General features: G+C 35.4%; 17 protein-coding genes and 1 other annotated feature. Of the genes, 2 read left to right on the top strand and 15 right to left on the bottom strand.

Going from position 1 to position 20,713, the window contains the following annotated elements:
- Positions 1–315: 315 nt before the first annotated feature.
- The 10 genes from pepF to MKY29_RS05690 form a co-directional block, all read right to left on the bottom strand.
- Positions 316–2,136 (bottom strand): oligoendopeptidase F, encoded by a 1,821-nt coding sequence (pepF, locus tag MKY29_RS05735; RefSeq protein WP_340879288.1) that lies wholly within the window; start codon positions 2,134–2,136, stop codon positions 316–318.
- A 62-nt stretch (positions 2,137–2,198) separates the two neighbouring features.
- Positions 2,199–3,359 (bottom strand): competence protein CoiA, encoded by a 1,161-nt coding sequence (locus MKY29_RS05730; protein ID WP_340879287.1) that lies wholly within the window; start codon positions 3,357–3,359, stop codon positions 2,199–2,201.
- A gap of 351 nt (positions 3,360–3,710) precedes the next feature.
- On the bottom strand, positions 3,711–4,379 hold the full coding sequence (gene mecA / locus MKY29_RS05725) for an adaptor protein MecA (RefSeq protein WP_241596251.1): 669 nt from the start codon (positions 4,377–4,379) through the stop codon (positions 3,711–3,713).
- Between the two features lie 224 nt (positions 4,380–4,603).
- Entirely contained in the window at positions 4,604–4,999 is a 396-nt protein-coding gene (gene spxA / locus MKY29_RS05720) for a transcriptional regulator SpxA (protein WP_175453953.1), read from the bottom strand.
- 405 nt (positions 5,000–5,404) lie between these two features.
- Positions 5,405–6,613 carry a putative glycoside hydrolase gene (locus MKY29_RS05715; protein ID WP_090563213.1) on the bottom strand — a complete coding sequence of 403 codons (1,209 nt, stop codon included), beginning with the start codon at positions 6,611–6,613 and terminating at the stop codon, positions 5,405–5,407.
- Between the two features lie 326 nt (positions 6,614–6,939).
- Positions 6,940–7,872: an ABC transporter ATP-binding protein gene (locus MKY29_RS05710; protein WP_241596256.1), complete on the bottom strand. Its 933-nt coding sequence runs from the start codon at positions 7,870–7,872 to the stop codon at positions 6,940–6,942.
- Positions 7,872–8,936 carry an ABC transporter ATP-binding protein gene (locus MKY29_RS05705; RefSeq protein WP_241596259.1) on the bottom strand — a complete coding sequence of 355 codons (1,065 nt, stop codon included), beginning with the start codon at positions 8,934–8,936 and terminating at the stop codon, positions 7,872–7,874. The genes MKY29_RS05710 and MKY29_RS05705 overlap by 1 nt, the downstream gene beginning before the upstream one ends.
- 15 nt (positions 8,937–8,951) lie before the next feature.
- The gene (gene opp3C / locus MKY29_RS05700; protein WP_241596262.1) at positions 8,952–9,971 is read right to left on the bottom strand and encodes an oligopeptide ABC transporter permease; all 1,020 of its coding nucleotides are present in this window, start codon (positions 9,969–9,971) and stop codon (positions 8,952–8,954) included.
- Complete coding sequence (opp3b, locus tag MKY29_RS05695) at positions 9,971–10,903, bottom strand: oligopeptide ABC transporter permease (RefSeq protein WP_241596265.1); 933 nt, start codon at positions 10,901–10,903, stop codon at positions 9,971–9,973. The genes opp3C and opp3b overlap by 1 nt, the downstream gene beginning before the upstream one ends.
- A gap of 182 nt (positions 10,904–11,085) precedes the next feature.
- Positions 11,086–12,801 (bottom strand): peptide ABC transporter substrate-binding protein, encoded by a 1,716-nt coding sequence (locus tag MKY29_RS05690; RefSeq protein ID WP_241596268.1) that lies wholly within the window; start codon positions 12,799–12,801, stop codon positions 11,086–11,088.
- A 237-nt stretch (positions 12,802–13,038) separates the two neighbouring features.
- Between MKY29_RS05690 and MKY29_RS05685 the strand changes: the two genes are divergently transcribed.
- The gene (locus tag MKY29_RS05685) at positions 13,039–13,386 is read left to right on the top strand and encodes a DUF3899 domain-containing protein (RefSeq protein ID WP_340879286.1); all 348 of its coding nucleotides are present in this window, start codon (positions 13,039–13,041) and stop codon (positions 13,384–13,386) included.
- Between the two features lie 48 nt (positions 13,387–13,434).
- Positions 13,435–13,648 (top strand) — a binding site (T-box leader).
- Positions 13,649–13,703: 55 nt separating this feature from the next.
- Positions 13,704–14,696, top strand: a complete 993-nt coding sequence (trpS, locus tag MKY29_RS05680; RefSeq protein ID WP_340879285.1) for a tryptophan--tRNA ligase — start codon at positions 13,704–13,706, stop codon at positions 14,694–14,696.
- Positions 14,697–14,935: 239 nt separating this feature from the next.
- Here trpS and MKY29_RS05675 read toward each other — a convergent pair whose 3' ends face one another.
- From MKY29_RS05675 to MKY29_RS05655, 5 genes are all read right to left on the bottom strand, one after another.
- The gene (locus MKY29_RS05675; RefSeq protein ID WP_340879284.1) at positions 14,936–16,783 is read right to left on the bottom strand and encodes an oligopeptide ABC transporter substrate-binding protein; all 1,848 of its coding nucleotides are present in this window, start codon (positions 16,781–16,783) and stop codon (positions 14,936–14,938) included.
- A gap of 63 nt (positions 16,784–16,846) precedes the next feature.
- A complete protein-coding gene (locus tag MKY29_RS05670; protein ID WP_340879283.1) occupies positions 16,847–17,755 on the bottom strand; it encodes an ABC transporter permease in 909 nt (302 codons plus the stop codon).
- A gap of 30 nt (positions 17,756–17,785) precedes the next feature.
- On the bottom strand, positions 17,786–18,748 hold the full coding sequence (gene opp4B / locus MKY29_RS05665) for an oligopeptide ABC transporter permease (RefSeq protein WP_241596281.1): 963 nt from the start codon (positions 18,746–18,748) through the stop codon (positions 17,786–17,788).
- 1 nt (position 18,749) lies between these two features.
- Entirely contained in the window at positions 18,750–19,697 is a 948-nt protein-coding gene (locus MKY29_RS05660; protein ID WP_340879282.1) for an ATP-binding cassette domain-containing protein, read from the bottom strand.
- Positions 19,694–20,683, bottom strand: a complete 990-nt coding sequence (locus MKY29_RS05655; protein WP_241596358.1) for an ABC transporter ATP-binding protein — start codon at positions 20,681–20,683, stop codon at positions 19,694–19,696. The genes MKY29_RS05660 and MKY29_RS05655 overlap by 4 nt, the downstream gene beginning before the upstream one ends.
- Positions 20,684–20,713: the final 30 nt, after the last annotated feature.

The following is a 20,713-nucleotide window of genomic DNA, read 5'->3' as shown; positions in this document are numbered from 1 at the left end:
GTAATTAAATTAGATAAAACAGAAAATGCCCATTTCCTCCTACCGAGGAAAGGGCATTTTCAATTACAAAGGGGATGGGAGAAATGTTCACGTTCAAACAAAGGGGTGTATGTTATCTTGTGATTTATTTCACACTCTTACTTTACCACGTCGGTTTATATAATACAATATATTAGCGCCGCTTTTCACAAATTCGCCATACATCATAGGACGTCCTACCTTTAAATTTTTGAATATGATTGGAACTCAACTTCGAACATAGTATTAATAACTCCAAATTAATAAAAGCCTAACTTAGCGTCAGGCTTTTATCATTTATTTCGTTAAAAGTAATTGTTCTAACTCATTTAGTTTTTCTTCAAATACGCGACATGCTTCCTCAATAGGATCGGCAGTATTCATATCTACTCCTGCTTTTTTCAATACTTCGATTGGGTAATCTGAACAACCTGCTTTTAGGAACTCATTAATATAACGGTCAACAGCCGGCTTACCTTCTGTTAGTATTTGATTGCTAAGGGCAGTTGCTGCACTTAAACCAGTTGCATATTGGTATACATAGTAGTTGTAATAGAAATGAGGAATTCTTGCCCATTCCAATCCAATTTGCTCATCGATAATAATTTCATCACCAAAGTACTTTTGATTTAACTTATAATATTCTTCTGTTAGCTTGTCAGCAGTTAAAGCTTCACCATTTTGATCTAACTGATGAATAATATGTTCAAATTCCGCAAACATGGTTTGACGGAAAACAGTTCCACGGAATCCTTCCAACCAATGATTTAACAGGTAAATACGTTTCTTAGGATCGTCAATTGTTTTCAATAGATAATCGTTCAATAATGCTTCATTGCAAGTAGAGGCAACCTCTGCCACAAAGATGGAATAATCTCCATAAACATAAGGCTGATTTGCTCTTGTATAATAACTATGAATACTATGTCCAAATTCATGTGCTAGCGTAAATAGGTTGTTTACGTTATTTTGCCAGTTCATTAGAATATACGGATTGGTACCATATGTCCCTGAAGAATAAGCTCCAGATCTTTTACCTTTCGTTTCCACTACATCAACCCAACGACTTTCAAGTCCCTTCTTGACGATAGAAACATACTCTTCACCTAGAGGTTCAAAGCTCTTAATCATCGCATCGCAAGCCTCTTCGTATGTGTATTCCATATTCAGTTCTTTTACTAATGGTGTATAAAGATCCCACATATGCAATTCATCTAAGCCTAACACTTTTTTACGTAGACTTACATATCGATGAAGTAAATGGACGTTTTTATTGATTGTATTAACTAAGTTATCATATACACTCTCGGGAATATGATTGTTAGACATCGCTGCCTCACGCGCTGAAGCATAGTTTCGAATTTTTGCGTTGACATTGTCTCCTTTAATATTCCCTGTTAGGGTAGAAGCGAATGTGTTACGGAATTTACCATACGTATCATACATTGCTTTAAATGCATCCTCACGCACACGTGGATCCTCACTTTCCAAGAAACGTGAATACCTGCCATGTGTTAGTTGTACTTCATTGCCATCTTCATCTTTAATAGATGGGAACTCTAAATCAGCATTATTTAATTTGCCGAATGTATCAGATGATGCCCCAGCTACCTCCGAGAATTGTGCAAGTAATGCTTCTTGTTCTTTTGGGAGAACATGTGGGCGTTCTTTATTGATTTCTTCAAGTAGTTGACTGTATATTTGTAAATCATTACTCTCTTCTAGATAATTTGCAATAACAGACTCATCTACTGAAAGAATTTCTGGCACTAAAAAGGATAACTCTGTTGAAACTTTTACATACAATGATTTAATCCTGCTGTCCATAGCCTGATAAGTGCTATTAGCTGTATCTTGGTCTGTACGCATATGTGCAAATGTATATAGTTTACGTAATCTCGAAGTAATTTCATCACGATAAGTCAACACTTCCAATAAAGCGTTTGCTCCTTTATCGATCGTCCCTTGATAGGAAGATGCTTTCTCCGACAATTTTGCAACCTCTTTGTATTCCCTTTCCCATTCATCATTAGAGGCAAAAATATCTTCTAATTTCCATGTTAAATTTTCTGCTACTTCATCACGGGTCAAGATTTTATTCTTTGTATCTGTAGTCAAGTTAGTATCCCCCTCATATTGTTTCGAATTTCGAATCACTTACTATTTTCTCAATTTTCTAATCAATTTGCAAGGAATTCACTGTATAACAACTGCGTCATCGATGAGTAATTTATTTTACTAGTATATATGACATTATCTGATGAAATAAGACAGCGTTGCAATAGATAGAGATAAGATTCTACCGCCTTTATATGTTGAGCTAAAGGTTTGGAAGTTAGTTTGTTTCTATAAAACAGAAATGATTCGCAATGTCGGGTATCTGCTTGCTGAAGTGATAAGTCGAGTTTATACAAATAGTCGATAAATTGAATTTGCCACTCGACAGCATGCTCTGAAAAAATAGATGCATGCTTTGTAGGTATACCTATAAACATAGGAAGGTTTTTAGGATGGATTCTCCATCTATAGCATATTTGTAGAAAAGGAGATTGTATTCCTTTTCTATTAAAAAAGAACAGATTGTCTATCTGTTTAGATCGATGATGCATATATACGTTGAAGTACTTTTGAAATTCCTCCCATGAGTTTCTTTTTATAATGGCGAATGGCCAAGACTGCTTTTCCAAAGAAAGTTTCTTTACTTTTACAATATAATTATTTGCCTTTATATGCATTAAATTTGAAATATAATGAAAGTTTTTAGATTGAGGACAATAGGTGATTATTATTTTCCCATTAGGGGTTGAGTAAAAAAACTGCTGTCGATATGCGGAGAGTTGCATAGTCCCTATTTCTTGAAGTGGGAATTCAGACATTGTAGGTGTTCTTAATATCCATATGGGGATTATTTGCTTAGCAATATAGCCTTCTGTTCGCTGCTGAATTGCATTAATTGGGATTTGGCTACACTGAAATTCTATTGCAAAAGGGTAAGGTTCACTTTGAACATATAGATCAGGTCTTTGATGAAGGGAAGGAAGATAGGCTTCTAGTTGAACTGGTGAAGAGTGCTTTTGAAAGAACTCATATAAATGTAATTTACCATTTAAATGGTCCTCGCTTTCCCCTTCTGAAAAAGCGGTAGTGCAAGAAATATTACGAATATGGGCAAAGTGCGGTATTTTTATTAAACCATTTTTTAATATGACTTGTTCATTACATTGTATACAAGAGAATTTCTTGCTTGTCTTCAATTTGTCTAAAAAAATTCTTGGATACTGTGCTGGTATGATAATTTCTCCATTTGCTGTTACTGCTGATAATATTAGTATCACCTCCATATATAAATATACAAATTTTCAGTCAATAATGCAACCTCCTTTAAAATGCCTTATAAGAAAATAGTAGATCATAAAGCATTTCGAAGTACTTTGAACAGAACCGTTGCTATACTATTACTCTTTTATTTTTTTGAAAGGCTTTGCTAGATTTTTATTGATTGAAAGGTAATGATACCAGAAGAATATGGCTAAGGGAGATCTTACTGTGAAGCGAGGAGACTGAGGCAACACCCGAATGAAGCATCCAGCTGAAACAGAAGTCAGGAGTATTATTCACTCTAAAGGTGTCGAGAACCCATTGGTTACTGGACACTTTCGTTCTAAAAAAAAACCTTCTATAAATAGAAGGTTTTAAAAATGCTTATTTAATTCATCTAGAACTCCGTTGGCAATTATCTGTTTTCCATACTCTTGAATAATATGAATAGTCGTTTTTGAATTATTTGCAAACTCTGAAACAACACTCAATATATTAAGTACTGATTCAAATTCTGTTATTTCAAAATCAAAAATGATATGCAAATAGTATTTTTCTTCATAAAAATACAAAGAGGTCTGTAAGTCTGCTTCATCTAACTTTTTGGCAAGACCAATTACATCCTCGAAGCTTTCAAAAACAAATGTATAATCCATTGGTATTTCTTCTAATTCATCCATATAACTTGAAAAATCATCAAATTCATGTGTGCCAATTGAACTTGATACCCCATTTTTAAATATTTTACTGGATATATCATCTACATCCGAATTGCTCCCTATACGCTCATCTTGTTTTGTTATTTCCGTTCTTGTGACAATCACTTCCAAACCCTTTTCCATCGCATGAACTTGAATCCATAAGGGACCATCTAATTCCTCAAAATGATCATCATCATGAACCTCATCCATCATTTCCCAAAAAAGCTGCTCGCTCTTATCCTTATTGAACCAGATTTCATCTCGGCTGAAGCCTCTTTCTTCAATGTCGATGTATGAAATGTATACTTTGAAAGTGTTATCATTGATACGCTCGATATCCATTTAACACATCTCCTTTCGCTTCTTACCGTCTCAATTGTGTAGTGTCTATTACTATTGTATGTCGTTTGTGAAAAAAAGAAAAGGATTCCTGCTTCACTTTTAAAATTATTAACCAAACTATATGCATTGTAGAAAATTTTCGCAATGAATGCAAGTAGAAGGAAAAAAGAAAAGCCAATTATTTTTCAAAACGAACTTTGAAAAACAATTAGCTTAGTATAATACTAGTTAACTAGACGCTGCGCTTCAAGTAATTGATAAGCACGTACTTTTCTAGGTAAGAATCTACGAATTTCATCTTCGTTGTAACCAACTTGTAGACGCTTTTCATCTAAAATAATTGGTCTACGTAACAATCCAGGATGTTCCTGAATTAATTCGTATAGACGTTGTAACGGAAGACTTTCTAAATCCACATTAAGCTTTTGAAATATTTTCGAACGTGTTGAAATAATTTCATCTGTTCCGTCTTCGGTCATTCTTAAGATTTCTTTTATTTCACTTATACTAAGTGGTTCAGAAAAAATATTACGTTCTTTATATGCTATCTCATGTTCCTCTAACCAAGCTTTTGCTTTTCTACAAGAAGTACAACTAGGTGAAGTGAATAAGGTTACCATCATTTTAAAAAAACACTTCCTTTCAAATGTCTGTGTTATATAAGGTAGATTATAATTAATTTAATGTAGTAATATACTTTCTAAGTATACACCACTTTTAATTCATTTTAAATACGTTTTACTGAAAATTTTACCTTGTAAAAATTACTGTCACAATTTCGTGTTACTTATTAAGAATTCCTTATATTTAATAAATCCAATTTAGGTACATATTAATTAATACCCATCATTTAAAGAACTTAAACATTTCTATTATAAAAAATAGCATTCTCAATTAGTGATACTTAATGAAAATATCTGTTATACTTAATAGTACGTTCAGAATGTAAAAAGGTTTCAAAAAAGAAAAAAAAGTAGGATTAAATTTCATCCTACTTCTTGAATCATTTTAGTTTTACCTTATCATTAAGGCGTATAATTTACCCCTTTAGAATATTTGTTGCCTGCATTCCATAACAAATACTCTTTTATACCAGCTTCACTTAACGCTTTAATCTGCGCCTCTACTTCATCTTTACCATATTGTTGATAATTACCTGCCCCCAAATAGGAAGCTGTAAAATCTTGTAGCCATGGTCTAGAAACTGGAGGATTTTCAAGCTCTGCTAGTTTTGCATTTTCAACTTTTGCATATTCCTGCACTAATCTATATGGTTCTAAATCTGGTTTAGCAATTCCGAAATAAGAAGTCCAATGACTTGGGTAAATCATAGAGGAAATAACATCTACATTTTCAGAAATTTTGTTGAAATTTTGACCAATTCCTGGGGCTTCTGGTAAAGTGGCTGAATAACCGAAAATATCAACTGATAATTGCGCACCATATGGTTTAAGCTTTTCTTTTGCATAAGCTACAAAATCTGTAACCGCTGAAACTCTACGTTGAACCAAATCTAATTCGGAAGTTTCATACTCCCCCATAGAGTATTTCAAAGTATTTTCTCTTTTTTCAAATCCTTCAGGAAAACGAACATAGTCAAATTGAATTTCTTTAAAGCCCATTTTAGCAGCTTCGATTGCAATTTCTACATTATAATCCCATACTTCTTTCATAAATGGATTAACGAATGCTTCACCCCGCCCATTTTTCCAAACTGATGAACCTTCTACAAATGACCATTCAGGTTTGCTCTCTGCAAGCTCAGTATCCTTGAAGATAACGACACGAGCAATAGGGTAGATTTCTTTTTCTTCCATTTTCTTCAACATTGTCTCTGGATCTTTTATGTATGGTTTACCTATATCGTATTTGGTCAGAGGGGAATCCTCTTTTGGAACGTATGTAAGATTACCGAAATCATCTTTAATGTCTATAACCATGGCATTAAGATCTGTAGTATCCATTAAATTCAATAAATCATTAAAACGTTCTCCTCCTGCGGAATGTCCGGTAACATATACGCCTCTTACAGCATCTGGATAATTGAACGTCAATCCAGAATCATAAACAAATAATTTAGAAGAGGAAATAAGAGATTCGTCTATTGCTTGAAAGCTATACTCCTTAGTTGAAAAATCTTTTGAAAACAAACTAGTTTCTGCGCTAACTGCTCCAGGCAATAATACGGTCATTGCAATCGATGCAGAGGCTATTATTCTTAGATGTTTTTTCATATATTTAAAAATCCCTTTCCTATAAGTCACTCTATTCTAACAAGTTGAATCTATGAAAGAAAGTGCCATTAGTCCAAAAGTAAGATAAATTACTAGAGTTTATTAAGTTTACTCTGTCTGTACCCATAAATACCTGTTTTAAACTTTTTCAGTATATAATTTTTTAGTCACATTTTAATAAATCATTATCCAGCGGGATAAGTTAGATAGTACCTAGAGCAGAGATTAATGTTTACGGTTCCACTATAAATTAGTTAGAGAAATCTTATATTTTCTTCAATAAATAACGACCATTCTGGGTGAATGGTCGTTATTTATTATACTTATCAATTTGAAATAGCTTGTAAAGTTGCAAACTCTTTTTCTGAACAATATACAAAATGCCCAGGTGTTACTTCTCGCATCGCTATCTCTTCTCCATCTTGATAATTATGAGAGGCAGGATCATATGATTTACGTACACGAGTACGCTCATAATTTGGATCAGGAAGTGGTATTGCTGACAACAATGATTGTGTGTATGGATGCATTGGATTATTGTATAGGTCCTCAGCAGGAGCTAGTTCTACTAGCTTTCCAAAATACATTACACCAATACGATCGGAAATGTATTTAACCATAGATAAATCATGTGCAATGAACAAATAAGTTAAGCCTTTTTCTTCTTGTAATTCTTTTAGTAAATTTACTACTTGCGCTTGAATAGAAACATCTAGTGCAGAGATTGGCTCATCAGCAATGATGAATTCTGGGTTAACTGCTAATGCTCTCGCAATACCTAGACGTTGACGTTGACCACCAGAAAATTCATGTGCATAACGATCTGCATGCTCACGATTCAGACCAACTGTTTCTAATAATTCAACCACACGTTCTTTGCGTTCTTTTGCATTTTTAACAAGTCCATGAATATCTAGACCTTCTGCAATAATATCCAGTACTTTCATACGAGGATTCAAAGATGCATACGGATCTTGGAAAATCATTTGCATTTTACGGTTAAATGACTTTAAATCTTTTTTTGATTTTTTATCATGTACATTTATACCATCATAAATTACTTGTCCATCTGTTGCATCGTAAAGACGGATAATTGTACGACCTGTTGTGGATTTACCACAACCAGATTCTCCAACTAGTCCAAGTGTTTCCCCTTTGTAAATATCAAAACTGATATCATCTACAGCGCGAACTTCATTAGGCTTACCTTGATTGAAATACTGCTTAAGATTTTTAATTTCTAGTAATTTTTCAGCCATCAGTAAGTACCTCCTTCCGTTCCTTCATAATAGCGACTGCCTGGAAACTTTTTCATACGTTCTACAATTGCTAGTGGTGGTTCTACTTCTGGTGCATCTGGATGTAACAACCATGTTGCTGCTGAATGCGTATCACTTACCTTAAAGAACGGCGGTGCTTCTTCTAAATCTATTTTTAATGCATAATCACTACGTAGAGCAAATGCATCGCCTTTTGGAGGATACAATAAATCAGGAGGAGTTCCCGGAATTGCATATAATTTTGCTTCTGCTGTATCCAGTGATGGCATCGAACTCAGTAAGCCCCAAGTATACGGATGCTGAGGGTTGTAGAATATTTCATCGACAGTTCCAATTTCTACAATTTTTCCCCCATACATTACTGCGACTCTATCTGCTACATTAGCAACAACCCCAAGGTCATGTGTAATGAAAATGATAGATGTATCTATTTTCTTTTGTAGATCCTTCATTAATTCTAAAATTTGTGCTTGTATTGTTACATCTAAAGCAGTTGTAGGCTCATCCGCTATAAGAATCTGTGGATTACATGCTAAAGCAATAGCGATTACAATACGTTGACGTTGCCCACCTGAGAATTGGTGAGGATATTGTTTAATACGAGCTTCTGGTTTAGGCATACCTACTAAGCGTAAAAGATCAATTGCCACTTTACGTGCTTCTGTTTTACTAACCTTCTGGTGCTTTAAAATTGGTTCCATGATTTGGTTACCAATTGTCATCGTTGGATTTAAAGAAGTCATTGGATCTTGGAAGATCATCGAAATATCTTTCCCTCGAATCTTTTGCATCTCTTTATCCGATAGCTTAGTCAAATCTTTTCCATTGAATAAAATTTGACCATTTTTAAATTCTGAACTTGATTCAGGCAATAAACGCATAATTGCCTTCGTTGTAACTGACTTACCAGAACCAGACTCTCCTACAATTGCAAGTGTTTCTCCTTTTTTCAAGTCGAAGTTAACACCACGGATGGCTTTAACTTCACCAGCAAATGTATGGAAGGAAAGCTCTAGGTCATTAACTTCTAATATCTTTTCCATTATGCTTTCCTCCTATTAGTCTTTCATTTTTGGATCAAGTGCGTCACGTAATCCATCACCAAGTAAGTTAAATGCAATCATTAGTAAACTAATAATAATAGCTGGGAACAGTAAAATATGTGGTTGGAATTGAATCAATTTGTAACCATCATTAATAAGAGTACCCAACGATGCAGCCGGTGGTTGCAGACCTAATCCAATGAAGCTTAAAAATGCTTCAAAGAAAATCGCACTTGGAATAGTAAACATTGTATTGATAATGATAATACCTAATATATTAGGTAGAATATGTTTGGTAATAATACGACCATTTGTTGCACCTAATGTACGGGATGCTAATACAAACTCTTGGTTTTTGAATTTTAATACTTGCCCGCGTACTATACGAGACATACCAATCCATCCGGTGATGGTGATCGCAATAATAATCGCTGTTATACCTGGCTCCATAAATGTCAGCATGAGGATAACAATTACAAGTGTAGGAATACCATATAGTATTTCTACTATACGTTGTAAAATGTCATCTACACGTCCACCGTAATAACCAGAAATACCACCGTACGCAACTCCAATTACCATATCTATTACAGCTGCCACAAAAGCGATAAATAAAGAGATTTGAGTACCTTCCCAAACACGTGAGAACATATCTCTACCTAAACCGTCCGTACCAAACCAATAGTACGTATCTACTTTTTTCATTTCATATAAGTCTACTTCGTTTCCTGCAAGAGTGCCAACGCCATCCATTATTCCAAGTTTTTCAATTCCTGGAACTTTTGGAGGTAAATTAGCGTGAGTAATAGTTTGTGTTTCCGCATCATGAGGACTAATCATTGGTCCAACAAAAGCCATGATGATAATGATAGCCAGAATGAACATACTAACTATCGCAGCTTTATTTTTGCGAATTCGTAGCCATGCATCTTGCCAGAAACTTAAACTCGGTTTTGTAATGCGCTCCGCTTGACTAGCGTCAATTTGAATTCTCTCAAAGGAATCAGCAGGTGGTTTTTGTAAGTCGTGTTTCATTAATCTTTACCTCCTGACAAACGAATACGTGGATCGATGATGCCATATAGTACATCTACTAAGAATATTACGACAATTAAGAACGCAGAGAAGAATAATGTTGTTCCCATAATGATAGAGAAGTCATTCGACATAATAGATTTAACAAATTGCTCTCCGATACCAGGTATTGCAAAGATTTGTTCAATAACAAGGGATCCTGTTAATAATCCTGCTGCTAATGGCCCTAGAACAGTAACTAACGGGATCAAAGCATTTCGGAAAGCATGCTTAAATGCTATTTCGAAACCATTGGCACCCTTAGATTTTGCTAGAGTAATATAATCCGAGCTTAAAACCTCAATCATTTCCGTTCTTATAAATCGAGACGCAGTTGCAAGTGGTCCCATTGCTAAAGCAATAGATGGGAGTACGCTGGACATCCAGCCATCCTTCCATAAACCGACAGGGAATAGTTGCCATTTAACAGCTAACCAATATTGAAGAAAAGTTGCAAAAACGAAAGATGGAATAGATATACCGATGATAGCCACAAATGTGCTACCATAATCCCAAATAGTATTTTGTCTTAATGCTGCAATCATACCTAATAGTATACCTATTGCCACACCAAGCACTAAACCTTGAGTTCCAAGTAACATAGATGGTCCTAAACGATCTACTATTAAATCTGTTACGCTAGCATTCTTAAATTGAAATGAGTTACCTAAGTCGCCTTGCGCCAAATTCAACATATATTTTGCATATTGTACTGGAATCGGTTGATCTAACCCATATTTCGCTTCAACTACCGCAAGTTGCGTAGGGGATAGTTTTGAAGCAGAGCTAATCGGGGATCCTGGAAGCGTCTTCATTAAAAAGAATGTTGCAGTCGCTATAAGGAAAAACGTTATAAACATATAAAAAACACGACGAGTAATATATTTTGCCATCTTTGCACCTCCTAGAAAAATAATTTTAGTTTAATATGCTACTAATATATATAAACAGAAAACACGGGTAATTGTCAAAATCAATTATTATTATTAAATATTTGGTGAATTCAGATTCATTTAAAAAGAGAGTACATGATCCATTAGGAACCATATACTCTCTAACTATGAGATTTTAAAACTTAATTTGCTTCTTTACCTTCTACATATGCCCATTTGTAGCTATAATCTCCACCGAAAGGATGAGTTATTATACCTTTAACATACGGTTTTTGTAGAATCATATTTCCGCGTTGGTAAATCGGTCCAACTGCAAAATCTTGGTCTACGATAATTTTTTCAGCTTTAGCCATTGCTTCCCAACGTGCTGGGAAATCTAGAGCTAACGAACCATTAATATCTTGTAATAATTGATCGTACTCTGGATTTGAGTATGACATTTGGTTGTTACCGCCGTCAGTTTCCCATAGGCTTAAGAATGTGAACGGATCTTGGTAATCTGGTCCCCATCCTGCAACTTGAATGTCATAATCTTGGTTTGTATCAAGATCTAAACGAACATTAAATGGAACTTCTTTAAGAGTAATAGTTAAACCTGGTAAGTTCCCTTCTAATTGAGCTTTGAAGTACTCATCCATTTTTTTAGAAAGTTCAGTGTCTCCACCAAGAATTTCTAAAGTAAGTTCAGTAACACCTAGTTCTTTTAAACCTTTGTCCCATGCAGCTTTTGCTTCGTCTACATTAAATACAGCCATGTCTCCATTAACTTCACGGAAATCATTTCCATCTTCATCGAATGCAAATTCACTTGGTACGAAAGAGTATGCTGCTTTAGAACCATTTGCTAATACTACAGCGGCCAAATCTTCTTTGTTAAACGCTTTAGAAATTGCTTCACGAATATTTACGTTAGCAAGTGGAGATTTTTCACCAAGACGTTCTTGGTTGTATTTGAAGTAGAAAGTTGTTGCTTCACCTTCTAATAATAGTTCTGGATCAGCAGCATATTGCATTGCATACTCACCATCTAGTGTAGTACGATCTTTTTCTCCATTTGTATATAGATTAACTCGAGTAGCAGTTTCTTTCACTACATCATAATTAATTTCAGTAAGTTTTACAGTTTCTTTATCCCAGTACTGCTCGTTTTTAAGCAGCTGCCAAGATAAACCTGTTCCGTCCCATTTTGCTAAAGTAAATGGTCCATTGTATAAAAGTGCATCAGAATTTTTCGCATAGTTTTCACCTTGCGCTGTAACGAATTCTTCATTTTGTGGTAAGAATGTTCCAAATGACATAAGTGATAAGAAGTAAGGAATTGGTTTTTCAAGCGTTACTTCTAATGTTTTTTCGTCAAGCGCTTTAACACCTAACTCAGTGTATTCAGCTTCTCCATTAGAAATAGCAGTAGCGTTTTTAATAACGCCAGACATCATGTATGGACCGTATTCAGATGCAGTATCTGGGTTCATAGCACGTTTCCATGCAAATTCAAAGTCATTTGCAGTTAACGGAGTACCGTCAGACCAGTTAGAGTCACGTAATGTGAATGTATAAACTAATCCATCTTCAGAAACTGTTGGTTCTCCATCAGAAAGTGCTGGTATAGCAACATTTTCTTGACTTAAACGGTATAAACCTTCGTTTACGTTGTTAAGTAGGTCAAAACCAACTGCATCAGTTACTAGAGCTGAGTCCATTGTTGGAATTTCAGCAGTTTGTATCAAGTTTAAAACTTGTTCCTCATCTGCTGCTACTTCTGGTTCTTCAGTTGTTGCATCTTTATCGTCTGTGTCTGTAGTTGTATCTTTAGCATCATCGTCGCCACCACAAGCAGCTAGGAATAGACCAACAACTAACAGTAGGCTTAAAAGCCATACTAGCTTGCTATTCTTCAAAAAAATAACCTCCTTAAATATTCAGAAAAATTCATTACAATATTTATTATACATTTTCTTTTGAGCTTGTACAGGTTTTTTTTAAATATTTTTACAATAGTGTAACAAAATCATTACATTGTCCTAACAATTGTGAATGTTTGGAAAAGAAATTGTTTATTTTTGTTAATTTAAATAATCAATTTTTTGCATATTTTCTGAGTCTATTTTATAATTTAAAATTGATAGAGGTGAAATATGAAAAAAAAATTGATATACTTTCTTGGCTGTCAGGTAATTATTTTTGCGCTAATGCTTTTAGTTTATAAAAATATTCAACTCGTCCCTTACATAAACATCTCCTTTTTTGTTGGTGGATCAATTACTTTTGTTGGTTTAATGACATATGTCGTATCAGGTGGCTTTTTTGACTTTTTTACTGAAAGTACACGTAAAGTCTTTACCCCTAAACATATGAAAAAAGAGGCAGAACAGATGCGGTTACCGTCTCAGATATTTTCTTTTCCACATAAGCCAATTATTGCATTAGGTCTCTCTAGCTTATTTTGTATGTGTATCGCTTTATTCATTTATTATAGTTACTAGGAGTACTTGATTTTTGAGTTTCTTCTATATATAATAATCAAAACAAAATAATGAGCTTTGAGGAAGAAAAGTACATTTACCTACGTATGCAAAGAGAGTCTGTGGTTGCTGTAAACAGATCATACTTTAAATGGAATGGGCTTCTGAGCAGTATATGTGAAAGTAAGTAGCATATACCGTCCCCTTCACGTTACGAAGAAGAGTGGCTAATTATTTTAGCAAGCTGGGTGGTACCACGGATTTAACATCATTCGTCCCTTTTATAGGGATGCATGATGTTTTTTTATTTTCTAAACAAAGAAAAGGAGATTCGAAAAATGAAGAAAATCTTTTCAGGCGTACAGCCAACTGGTATTATTACTCTCGGGAATTACATCGGTGCGTTTAGGCAGTTCACTGCATTACAGAATGATTTTGACTGCGTGTTTTGTATTGTAGATCAACATGCCATTACAATTGCACAGGACCCAAAAGAATTGAGCGATCATATCCGATCCTTAGCAGCGTTATATATTGCTGTCGGTATTGATCCGAAAAAGTCTACATTATTTATACAATCTGAAGTTCCTGCGCATGCACAGGCAGGATGGATTATGCAATGTATCTCTTATATAGGAGAATTAGAAAGAATGACTCAATTTAAAGATAAGTCTACTGGTAAAGATGCTGTTTCTGCTGCATTGTTAACTTATCCTCCATTAATGGCAGCAGATATACTTTTGTACCAAACAGATATCGTACCGGTTGGAGATGATCAAACCCAACATGTTGAATTGACACGTGACTTAGCTGAAAGGTTCAACAAACGTTACGGAGAGGTATTTACAATTCCTGAAATACAGTTACCTAAAAATGGGGCTCGTATCAAATCCTTACAAGACCCACTAAAGAAAATGAGTAAATCAGATCCAAATCAAAAAGCTACGATACGCCTTTTAGATAGTCCAAAGGAAATTGAAAAGAAAATTAAAAGCTCTGTTACAGATTCTGAAGGTATCGTTGCATTCGACCCTGTAAACAAACCCGGAGTTTCCAATCTATTAACCATTGAATCCGCTCTAACGGACATTTCAATTTCTACACTTGTACAGAAATATGAAGGAAAAGGATATGGAGACTTTAAAGCTTCAGTAGCTGGTGTTATAATCGATCATCTTACTCCTATTCAACAGAGATATGAGCAGTTGCTAAACTCTTCTGAACTAGATGAAATTCTAGACTTAGGAGCTACAAAAGCACAGTCTATTGCAAATGATACATTGACTAAGATGGAAGCCGCAATGGGCCTCGGAAGAAGACTACACCGGTAATAGATAGTAAGGCTAGGCATAAAAATAAAAAGTCTGTTGACTCTATCATGTACATTAGTACAGATCTCCATGAGTATCCTAGTGATAAGAAGTTTAAATAGAGTACTAAGTGAGAGCAGCTAATTACTGCTATTCCATAACTGATTAAAAATATTAATAGTCTTATTAGTATCACATCCTTATAAGACTATATGAAAAACCGCTGCTAAACTTTCATTTAGCAGCGGTTTTTTTATATACTATTTTACTGGAGTATCAGCAAGTAACTCGATCTCGTAAGGATCGATTTCTGTTTCATGACCGAAGTCATAGTTTTTCACACGATTATTAATTGGACGTAACTCGTAACGGAATTGTAATGGAATAACAGCAGAAACATCTGCCATATATTCTTGCCATTCACGGAACTTATCAGAACGGAACTTAGGATCAAGTGCGTCCTTAGAATCGATATCAGTTAATAGACCTTCTAAAGCATCTGATGAATAACGGCTGAAGTTATAAACTGCTGTTTTAGAGTATAGTCCAGCTGGAGATGGGTTTGTACCCGTACCCCATGCGCCCATAAAGACGTCAATTTCTGGATCATCTGCTTGGACTTTATCGTAGAATGTATTGAATTCGATTAGACGACCTGTAGCTAATTGTACATCTAAACCAACTTCACCCCAATTTTGTAAGTAATAAGAGATTACTTGTTCTTGAGTTTCATCACCAGCCATTGCAGCAAGTTTGATTGATAATTTTTCCCCTTTAGGGTTTTCACGAAGACCATCGCCATCTGTATCCTTATAACCAGCGTCGTCTAAAAGTTTAATAGCTTTTTCAGCGTCATAGTTATATCCTTCTAATGAACCATCATAGAAAGATTTGAAAACAGGTGGGATTAGAGAATTAGCACGTTCACGTAAATCGAAGTAGAATACTTCATTAACTTGCTCAACGTCTAAAGCATAACCCATTGCTTGACGTAATACTTTGTCACCCATTTTTGCTTCTGCTTCATTTGTAATTGCAAGACTTGCGTCATAATCATATTTACCAAGTTTGAATCCTAAATAAGAGTAGTATAATTCTTGACGACCAAGGAGTGTAATATTTTCAAGATCTTTTATATTTTCATATGCGCTCGTTGGGAATGAAAGCGCCATGTCGTACTCACCAGTCTCAATAGCTTTAGCAGCTGATGAACTTGGAACAGTCTTAACAATTACCCCATCAAGTTTTGATTGACCTTTCCAGTAGTGCTCATTGCGTACAAATTGTACAGACTCACCTGGAACGATTTTTTCGAATTTGAATGCCCCTAAAGTAACTGGGTTTTTACGTATTGCGTCATGTTCAAGTAGTTCTGCAACAGGAATATCTTTTAAAATATGACTTGGTTCAGCATAGCCCCATAGTCCATCTCCACCCGAGTAAATTGCAGGCGATACTTTGTTAAACGAAATTTCTAACGTAGTTTCATCCACTTTTTTCAAACCAGAAATTGTATCTGCTTTTCCATCATGGTATTCTACAGCACCAACGATATTTTGGAAATCAGAATCATAACGAACTCCAGCATAATCAGGGTGACCGATAATAAGGTATGGTTGGATTAAGTCTTCAACTTTAAGGGGTTCTCCATCGGACCATTTTACCCCTTCTCTAATTTTAATTGTTGCTTTATTATTATCTCCATCTACTGTTAATGAAGCAATACCAGTATCAGTTAAAAGGAAATCTCCATCAGTATCAAAAAGTGAGTTACTAGCAAATTGCATAATCTCATCATCATAAGCATCTTCATATAGTACATAAGCGAAAATACCTTGGAATGGAGAATCGTTTACTAATGCAACTTGTAAAGTTCCACCTTCAATAGCTTCTCCTTCATTATCCAATACTACTGGAAATAAATCATCTGAAGCAGGTTGTTCAGCATCTTCTTCTGCACCTTCTTCTGGATCTTCTTTAACTGCATCCTCTTCTGTTTTGTCCGGCTCATCAGCAGGTTTTGCTGAATCATCATCTGAATTACAAGCGGCAAGAACTAACATAAGAGTTAACAGCAGTGCCAATAGAGCTATAAGCTTTTTATTCATTCTTTTTCCTCCTTTTTTTATCTCTTTATATATATCAAACGCACTTGCGTCTAATAACAACTTTTAACCAAGACGTTGACGTGCATCAGCAGATCGTCGAATGGCCTGACCAACGTAATTGATCGCTAACATAAGTAATAAGATTAGTAATGCTGCCGGTAACCAGTTCCACCATGCATTTTCCATAATGAATGGATCGAACGCATAGCTTACAAGTGACCCCAAACTTGGTGTAGAGGGTGGTAAACCAAAACCTAAAAAAGATAGTCCAGTTTCTAATCCTACATTTCCTGCAAAGTTCAAGGTCATTTCTACGATTAATATAGAGCTTAAATTTGGCATCATTTCTTTGAAAATAATGACGAAATTATTTGTACCTAACGTTTTCGAAGCACTAATATAATCTCTCCTACTTTCAGTTAGTGCCTTGCTTCGAATAAGCCTCGCAGTACTAACCCATAAAAATACACTCATGATCAAAATAAACGTGAAAATAGTATATTTTGGAACCATAGTTACAAATACGATAATGATCATTAATGTCGGAATAGTGATGAAGAAATCGATAATGCGCATGAAGATATTATCAATCCATCCTCCAAAATAGCCTGTCACTAAACCAATTACAACACCTATAAAACCAGTTATGAGCGTAACTGCAATTGCAATTGTCAAAGAGTTTCGTGCACCTACTATTAATTGTCCAAGGATATCACGTCCACCTTTATCTGCTCCTAACCAGAATTTTTCTCCTGGTTCTGCTAGCTTGTCTCGTAAACTTATTCGCATCAATTGTGTTTGGTCTATTTGGGCGGCCCAATAATAGATTCCTCCAATCACAATAATTAACGATATAAGCGAGAACATAGCTAGTTTATCTTTCATAAACTCCCGCGCTATAACTTGAAAACCTGTCGTGGGAGAGCTTGCTTTCATCTCTTTGGTTGGTTCAATAGCTTCAGTATTTTTCATGTTCTGGACTCTCCTTATCCATTATTTTTGTTAGTCAATCCTAATTCGAGGGTCAACAATGCTCATGATGATATCGGATAATAGACTTCCTAATAATGTTAAGAATCCAAAAAGCATAACAAGTGCTGTAATTACACTATAATCACGCCCACTTATTGCCTCAATGAACAATTTACCCATACCTGGATACCCAAAAATGGTTTCAATAAAGATAGATCCGGTTAAAAGTCCAGTGATCGTGAAACCTAAGAATGCTGCAATCGGTAACAATGAGTTACGGAATATGTGACGTGAGTATACTTTGTTGATAGGAATACCTTTACTTCTTGCGGTACGAACATAATCCATCGTTTTCGAATCGATAATTTCCGTACGTAAATACTGAATGATTGCTGTAGTAGCAAGTAAAGCATAGGTAATGGCTGGTAATAATATATGGTAGAACTTACTCCATAAGTAGCCGAGCGTACCTGAGTCGTATTTGATATCTACCGTCCCACTTGTTGGGAACCAACCTAGTTCATAACCGAAGAAGAACAGATTGATCAACCCCAAAATGAATGTTGGTATTGCATATACGATAAAACTATAGAAAACAATCGATTTGTCTAGGAATGAATCGTGGTATCTACCAGATAATACACCTAAAGGAATAGCGATTAAATATAGTAAAAAGACACTAAGTAAAGATAACCATAATGTATGCATTGCACGGTCTCCGATTAAATTAGCTACCGGCACGTTAAATGTGTAACTTCGTCCGAAGTCTCCTTGGAATGCATTTCCAATCCAATTCACATATTGGACATACCATGGATCATAGAAACCAGCTTTAATCCGAAGCTCCTCGAGCCTAGCAGGATCAGTTTGTGGAGTGATTAGTCCAGTGAAAGGGTCACCAGGCATAAACTTTGCCATAATAAATATTAAAAGACTAAGTACAAATAATTGTGGAATCATGATAAGAATTCGTCTAATTATTGTTTTCCACATACTACATGCCCCCTTTATTCTGAGCATTTGTTGCTACTAGATGTGTTTCGGAAATAGTTTGTAAATCAAATACTCTTCCATTTTCATCATAATAATCATGATGATTCGCTAAATAGTCTACTTCTACCGCTCTTCGAATTTTCTTTCGCTCTTCGCGGTTTGTTGGATTTACCTCCGGAATTGCCGAAAGTAATCTCTTTGTATATATATGTTGAGGATTTGTATAAATGTCTTTCCTATTACCGGACTCTACAAAACGCCCTTTGTACATAATCGAGATATTATCACACATATGTTTGACTACTCCAAGATCGTGGGATATAAATAAGAAACTTAACCCAAACTCCTCTTGGATATCTTTTAAGAAGTTTAAAACCTGTGCTTGAACTGATAAGTCAAGTGCCGATACTGGTTCATCTGCAATAATAAGTTTAGGATTACTGGCAATCGCTCTAGCAATACCGATACGCTGCTTTTGTCCACCTGAAAATTCATGTGGATATTTAAGTCTTGCTTCCTCGTTCATACCTACAATTGCTAGTAATTCATTAATTCTTTTTCTTTCTTCACCAGGAGAAAGCTTTAAAAAGTTCCGAATAGGTTCTGCGATGATATCCTGTACTCGTTTACGGGGATTCAAACTAGAATGCGCATCTTGGAAAATCATTTGGATGTCTCGGTTATAAGCTGAATTTCTGCCTCTAGCTTTGTTTGTAACATTTTCACCTTCATAAATAATACTTCCAGATGTAATTTTCTCTAATCCTATAATAGATTTTCCTGTTGTAGATTTCCCACAGCCTGATTCACCTACTAATCCGTACGCTTTCCCTTTTTCAAATTCTAGACTTATTCCATCTACCGCGTACACATTGTCCACTATTGTATTGAAAAATCCTCCACGGATAGGGTAATGCACTTTTAAGTCCTTAATTTGCATGAAACTCATAGAGAATTACCTCCTTTTTCACTCTCAAAGTGAAAGTGTTGCCAGCATGTACATCTAACAAGATGACCTGGAGATACTTCATGCATAGTTGGATTTTCCTCATGTGCCTCTGCAGGAATCCACGGAATACGATCTGCGAATCTACATCCTACTCTCGGTAATTTTACTAATGATGGGACCATCCCTTGTATTACTTGGAGCTTTTCATTCTCACTATTCATTTGAGGGATAGAATTTAGTAGAGAACGTGTGTAAGGATGTCTAGGATTTGCAAATAACTCTTCCACAGGAGCCTCTTCAATAACCTGACCTGCATACATAACCGCAACACGGTCTGCTGTTTCTGCTACTACACCTAAATCATGTGTGATTAATATGATACCTGCTCCAGTTTCCTTTTGAAGCTCTTTCAACAGATCCAAAATCTGAGCTTGAATAGTAACATCAAGTGCAGTTGTTGGTTCATCAGCAATAATGATATTCGGTTTACAAGAAATAGCGATCGCAATAATAACACGTTGTCTCATCCCACCCGAAAGTTGGTGGGGAAATTGTCTAGAAATTCGCTCTGGGTTGGGTATTCCTACTTGTTTTAACAGCTCTAAAACTCGGTTATTTCGCTCTTGTTTTGACATTTTAGTATGATACACAAGTCCTTCTTCTATCTGCTCTCCAATTCTCATTAATGGGTTTAAAGCAGATAGCGGGTCTTGGAAAATCATTCCTATTTCTTCCCCACGAACTTCGTTTAACTTTTCCTCTTCCAATAGCGCAAGGTTTTTCCCCTTATAAAGAATTTCTCCTTGGACTCTTGTCTTGTTATGATCATACAATCCAATGATAGAAGTTGCTAAAGTAGATTTCCCACAACCTGATTCACCAACTACTGCAAGTATTTCATTTTTTCTTAAGGTGATGGATACACCATCAACCGCATCGTAATATGTATCTTTTATGCGAAAACCAGTATGTAGGTCTTGTATCATTAAAAGCTGATCTAAGTTGTTCACCTTATT

The sequence above is a fragment of the Psychrobacillus sp. FSL K6-2365 genome, from assembly GCF_038003165.1.
Taxonomy (GTDB): Bacteria; Bacillota; Bacilli; order Bacillales_A; family Planococcaceae; genus Psychrobacillus; species Psychrobacillus psychrodurans.
This window is presented reverse-complemented; position numbering and strand designations above follow the sequence as displayed.

Coding starts and splice junctions, on each gene's coding strand:
- MKY29_RS05730 (WP_340879287.1), bottom strand. CDS start 3,359: ATGGAGGTGATACTAATATTATCAGCAGTAACAGCAAATGGAGAAATT.
- mecA (WP_241596251.1), bottom strand. CDS start 4,379: ATGGATATCGAGCGTATCAATGATAACACTTTCAAAGTATACATTTCA.
- spxA (WP_175453953.1), bottom strand. CDS start 4,999: ATGGTAACCTTATTCACTTCACCTAGTTGTACTTCTTGTAGAAAAGCA.
- MKY29_RS05715 (WP_090563213.1), bottom strand. CDS start 6,613: ATGAAAAAACATCTAAGAATAATAGCCTCTGCATCGATTGCAATGACC.
- MKY29_RS05710 (WP_241596256.1), bottom strand. CDS start 7,872: ATGGCTGAAAAATTACTAGAAATTAAAAATCTTAAGCAGTATTTCAAT.
- MKY29_RS05705 (WP_241596259.1), bottom strand. CDS start 8,936: ATGGAAAAGATATTAGAAGTTAATGACCTAGAGCTTTCCTTCCATACA.
- opp3C (WP_241596262.1), bottom strand. CDS start 9,971: ATGAAACACGACTTACAAAAACCACCTGCTGATTCCTTTGAGAGAATT.
- opp3b (WP_241596265.1), bottom strand. CDS start 10,903: ATGGCAAAATATATTACTCGTCGTGTTTTTTATATGTTTATAACGTTT.
- MKY29_RS05685 (WP_340879286.1), top strand. CDS start 13,039: ATGAAAAAAAAATTGATATACTTTCTTGGCTGTCAGGTAATTATTTTT.
- trpS (WP_340879285.1), top strand. CDS start 13,704: ATGAAGAAAATCTTTTCAGGCGTACAGCCAACTGGTATTATTACTCTC.
- MKY29_RS05675 (WP_340879284.1), bottom strand. CDS start 16,783: ATGAATAAAAAGCTTATAGCTCTATTGGCACTGCTGTTAACTCTTATG.
- MKY29_RS05670 (WP_340879283.1), bottom strand. CDS start 17,755: ATGAAAAATACTGAAGCTATTGAACCAACCAAAGAGATGAAAGCAAGC.
- opp4B (WP_241596281.1), bottom strand. CDS start 18,748: ATGTGGAAAACAATAATTAGACGAATTCTTATCATGATTCCACAATTA.
- MKY29_RS05660 (WP_340879282.1), bottom strand. CDS start 19,697: ATGAGTTTCATGCAAATTAAGGACTTAAAAGTGCATTACCCTATCCGT.
- MKY29_RS05655 (WP_241596358.1), bottom strand. CDS start 20,683: ATGATACAAGACCTACATACTGGTTTTCGCATAAAAGATACATATTAC.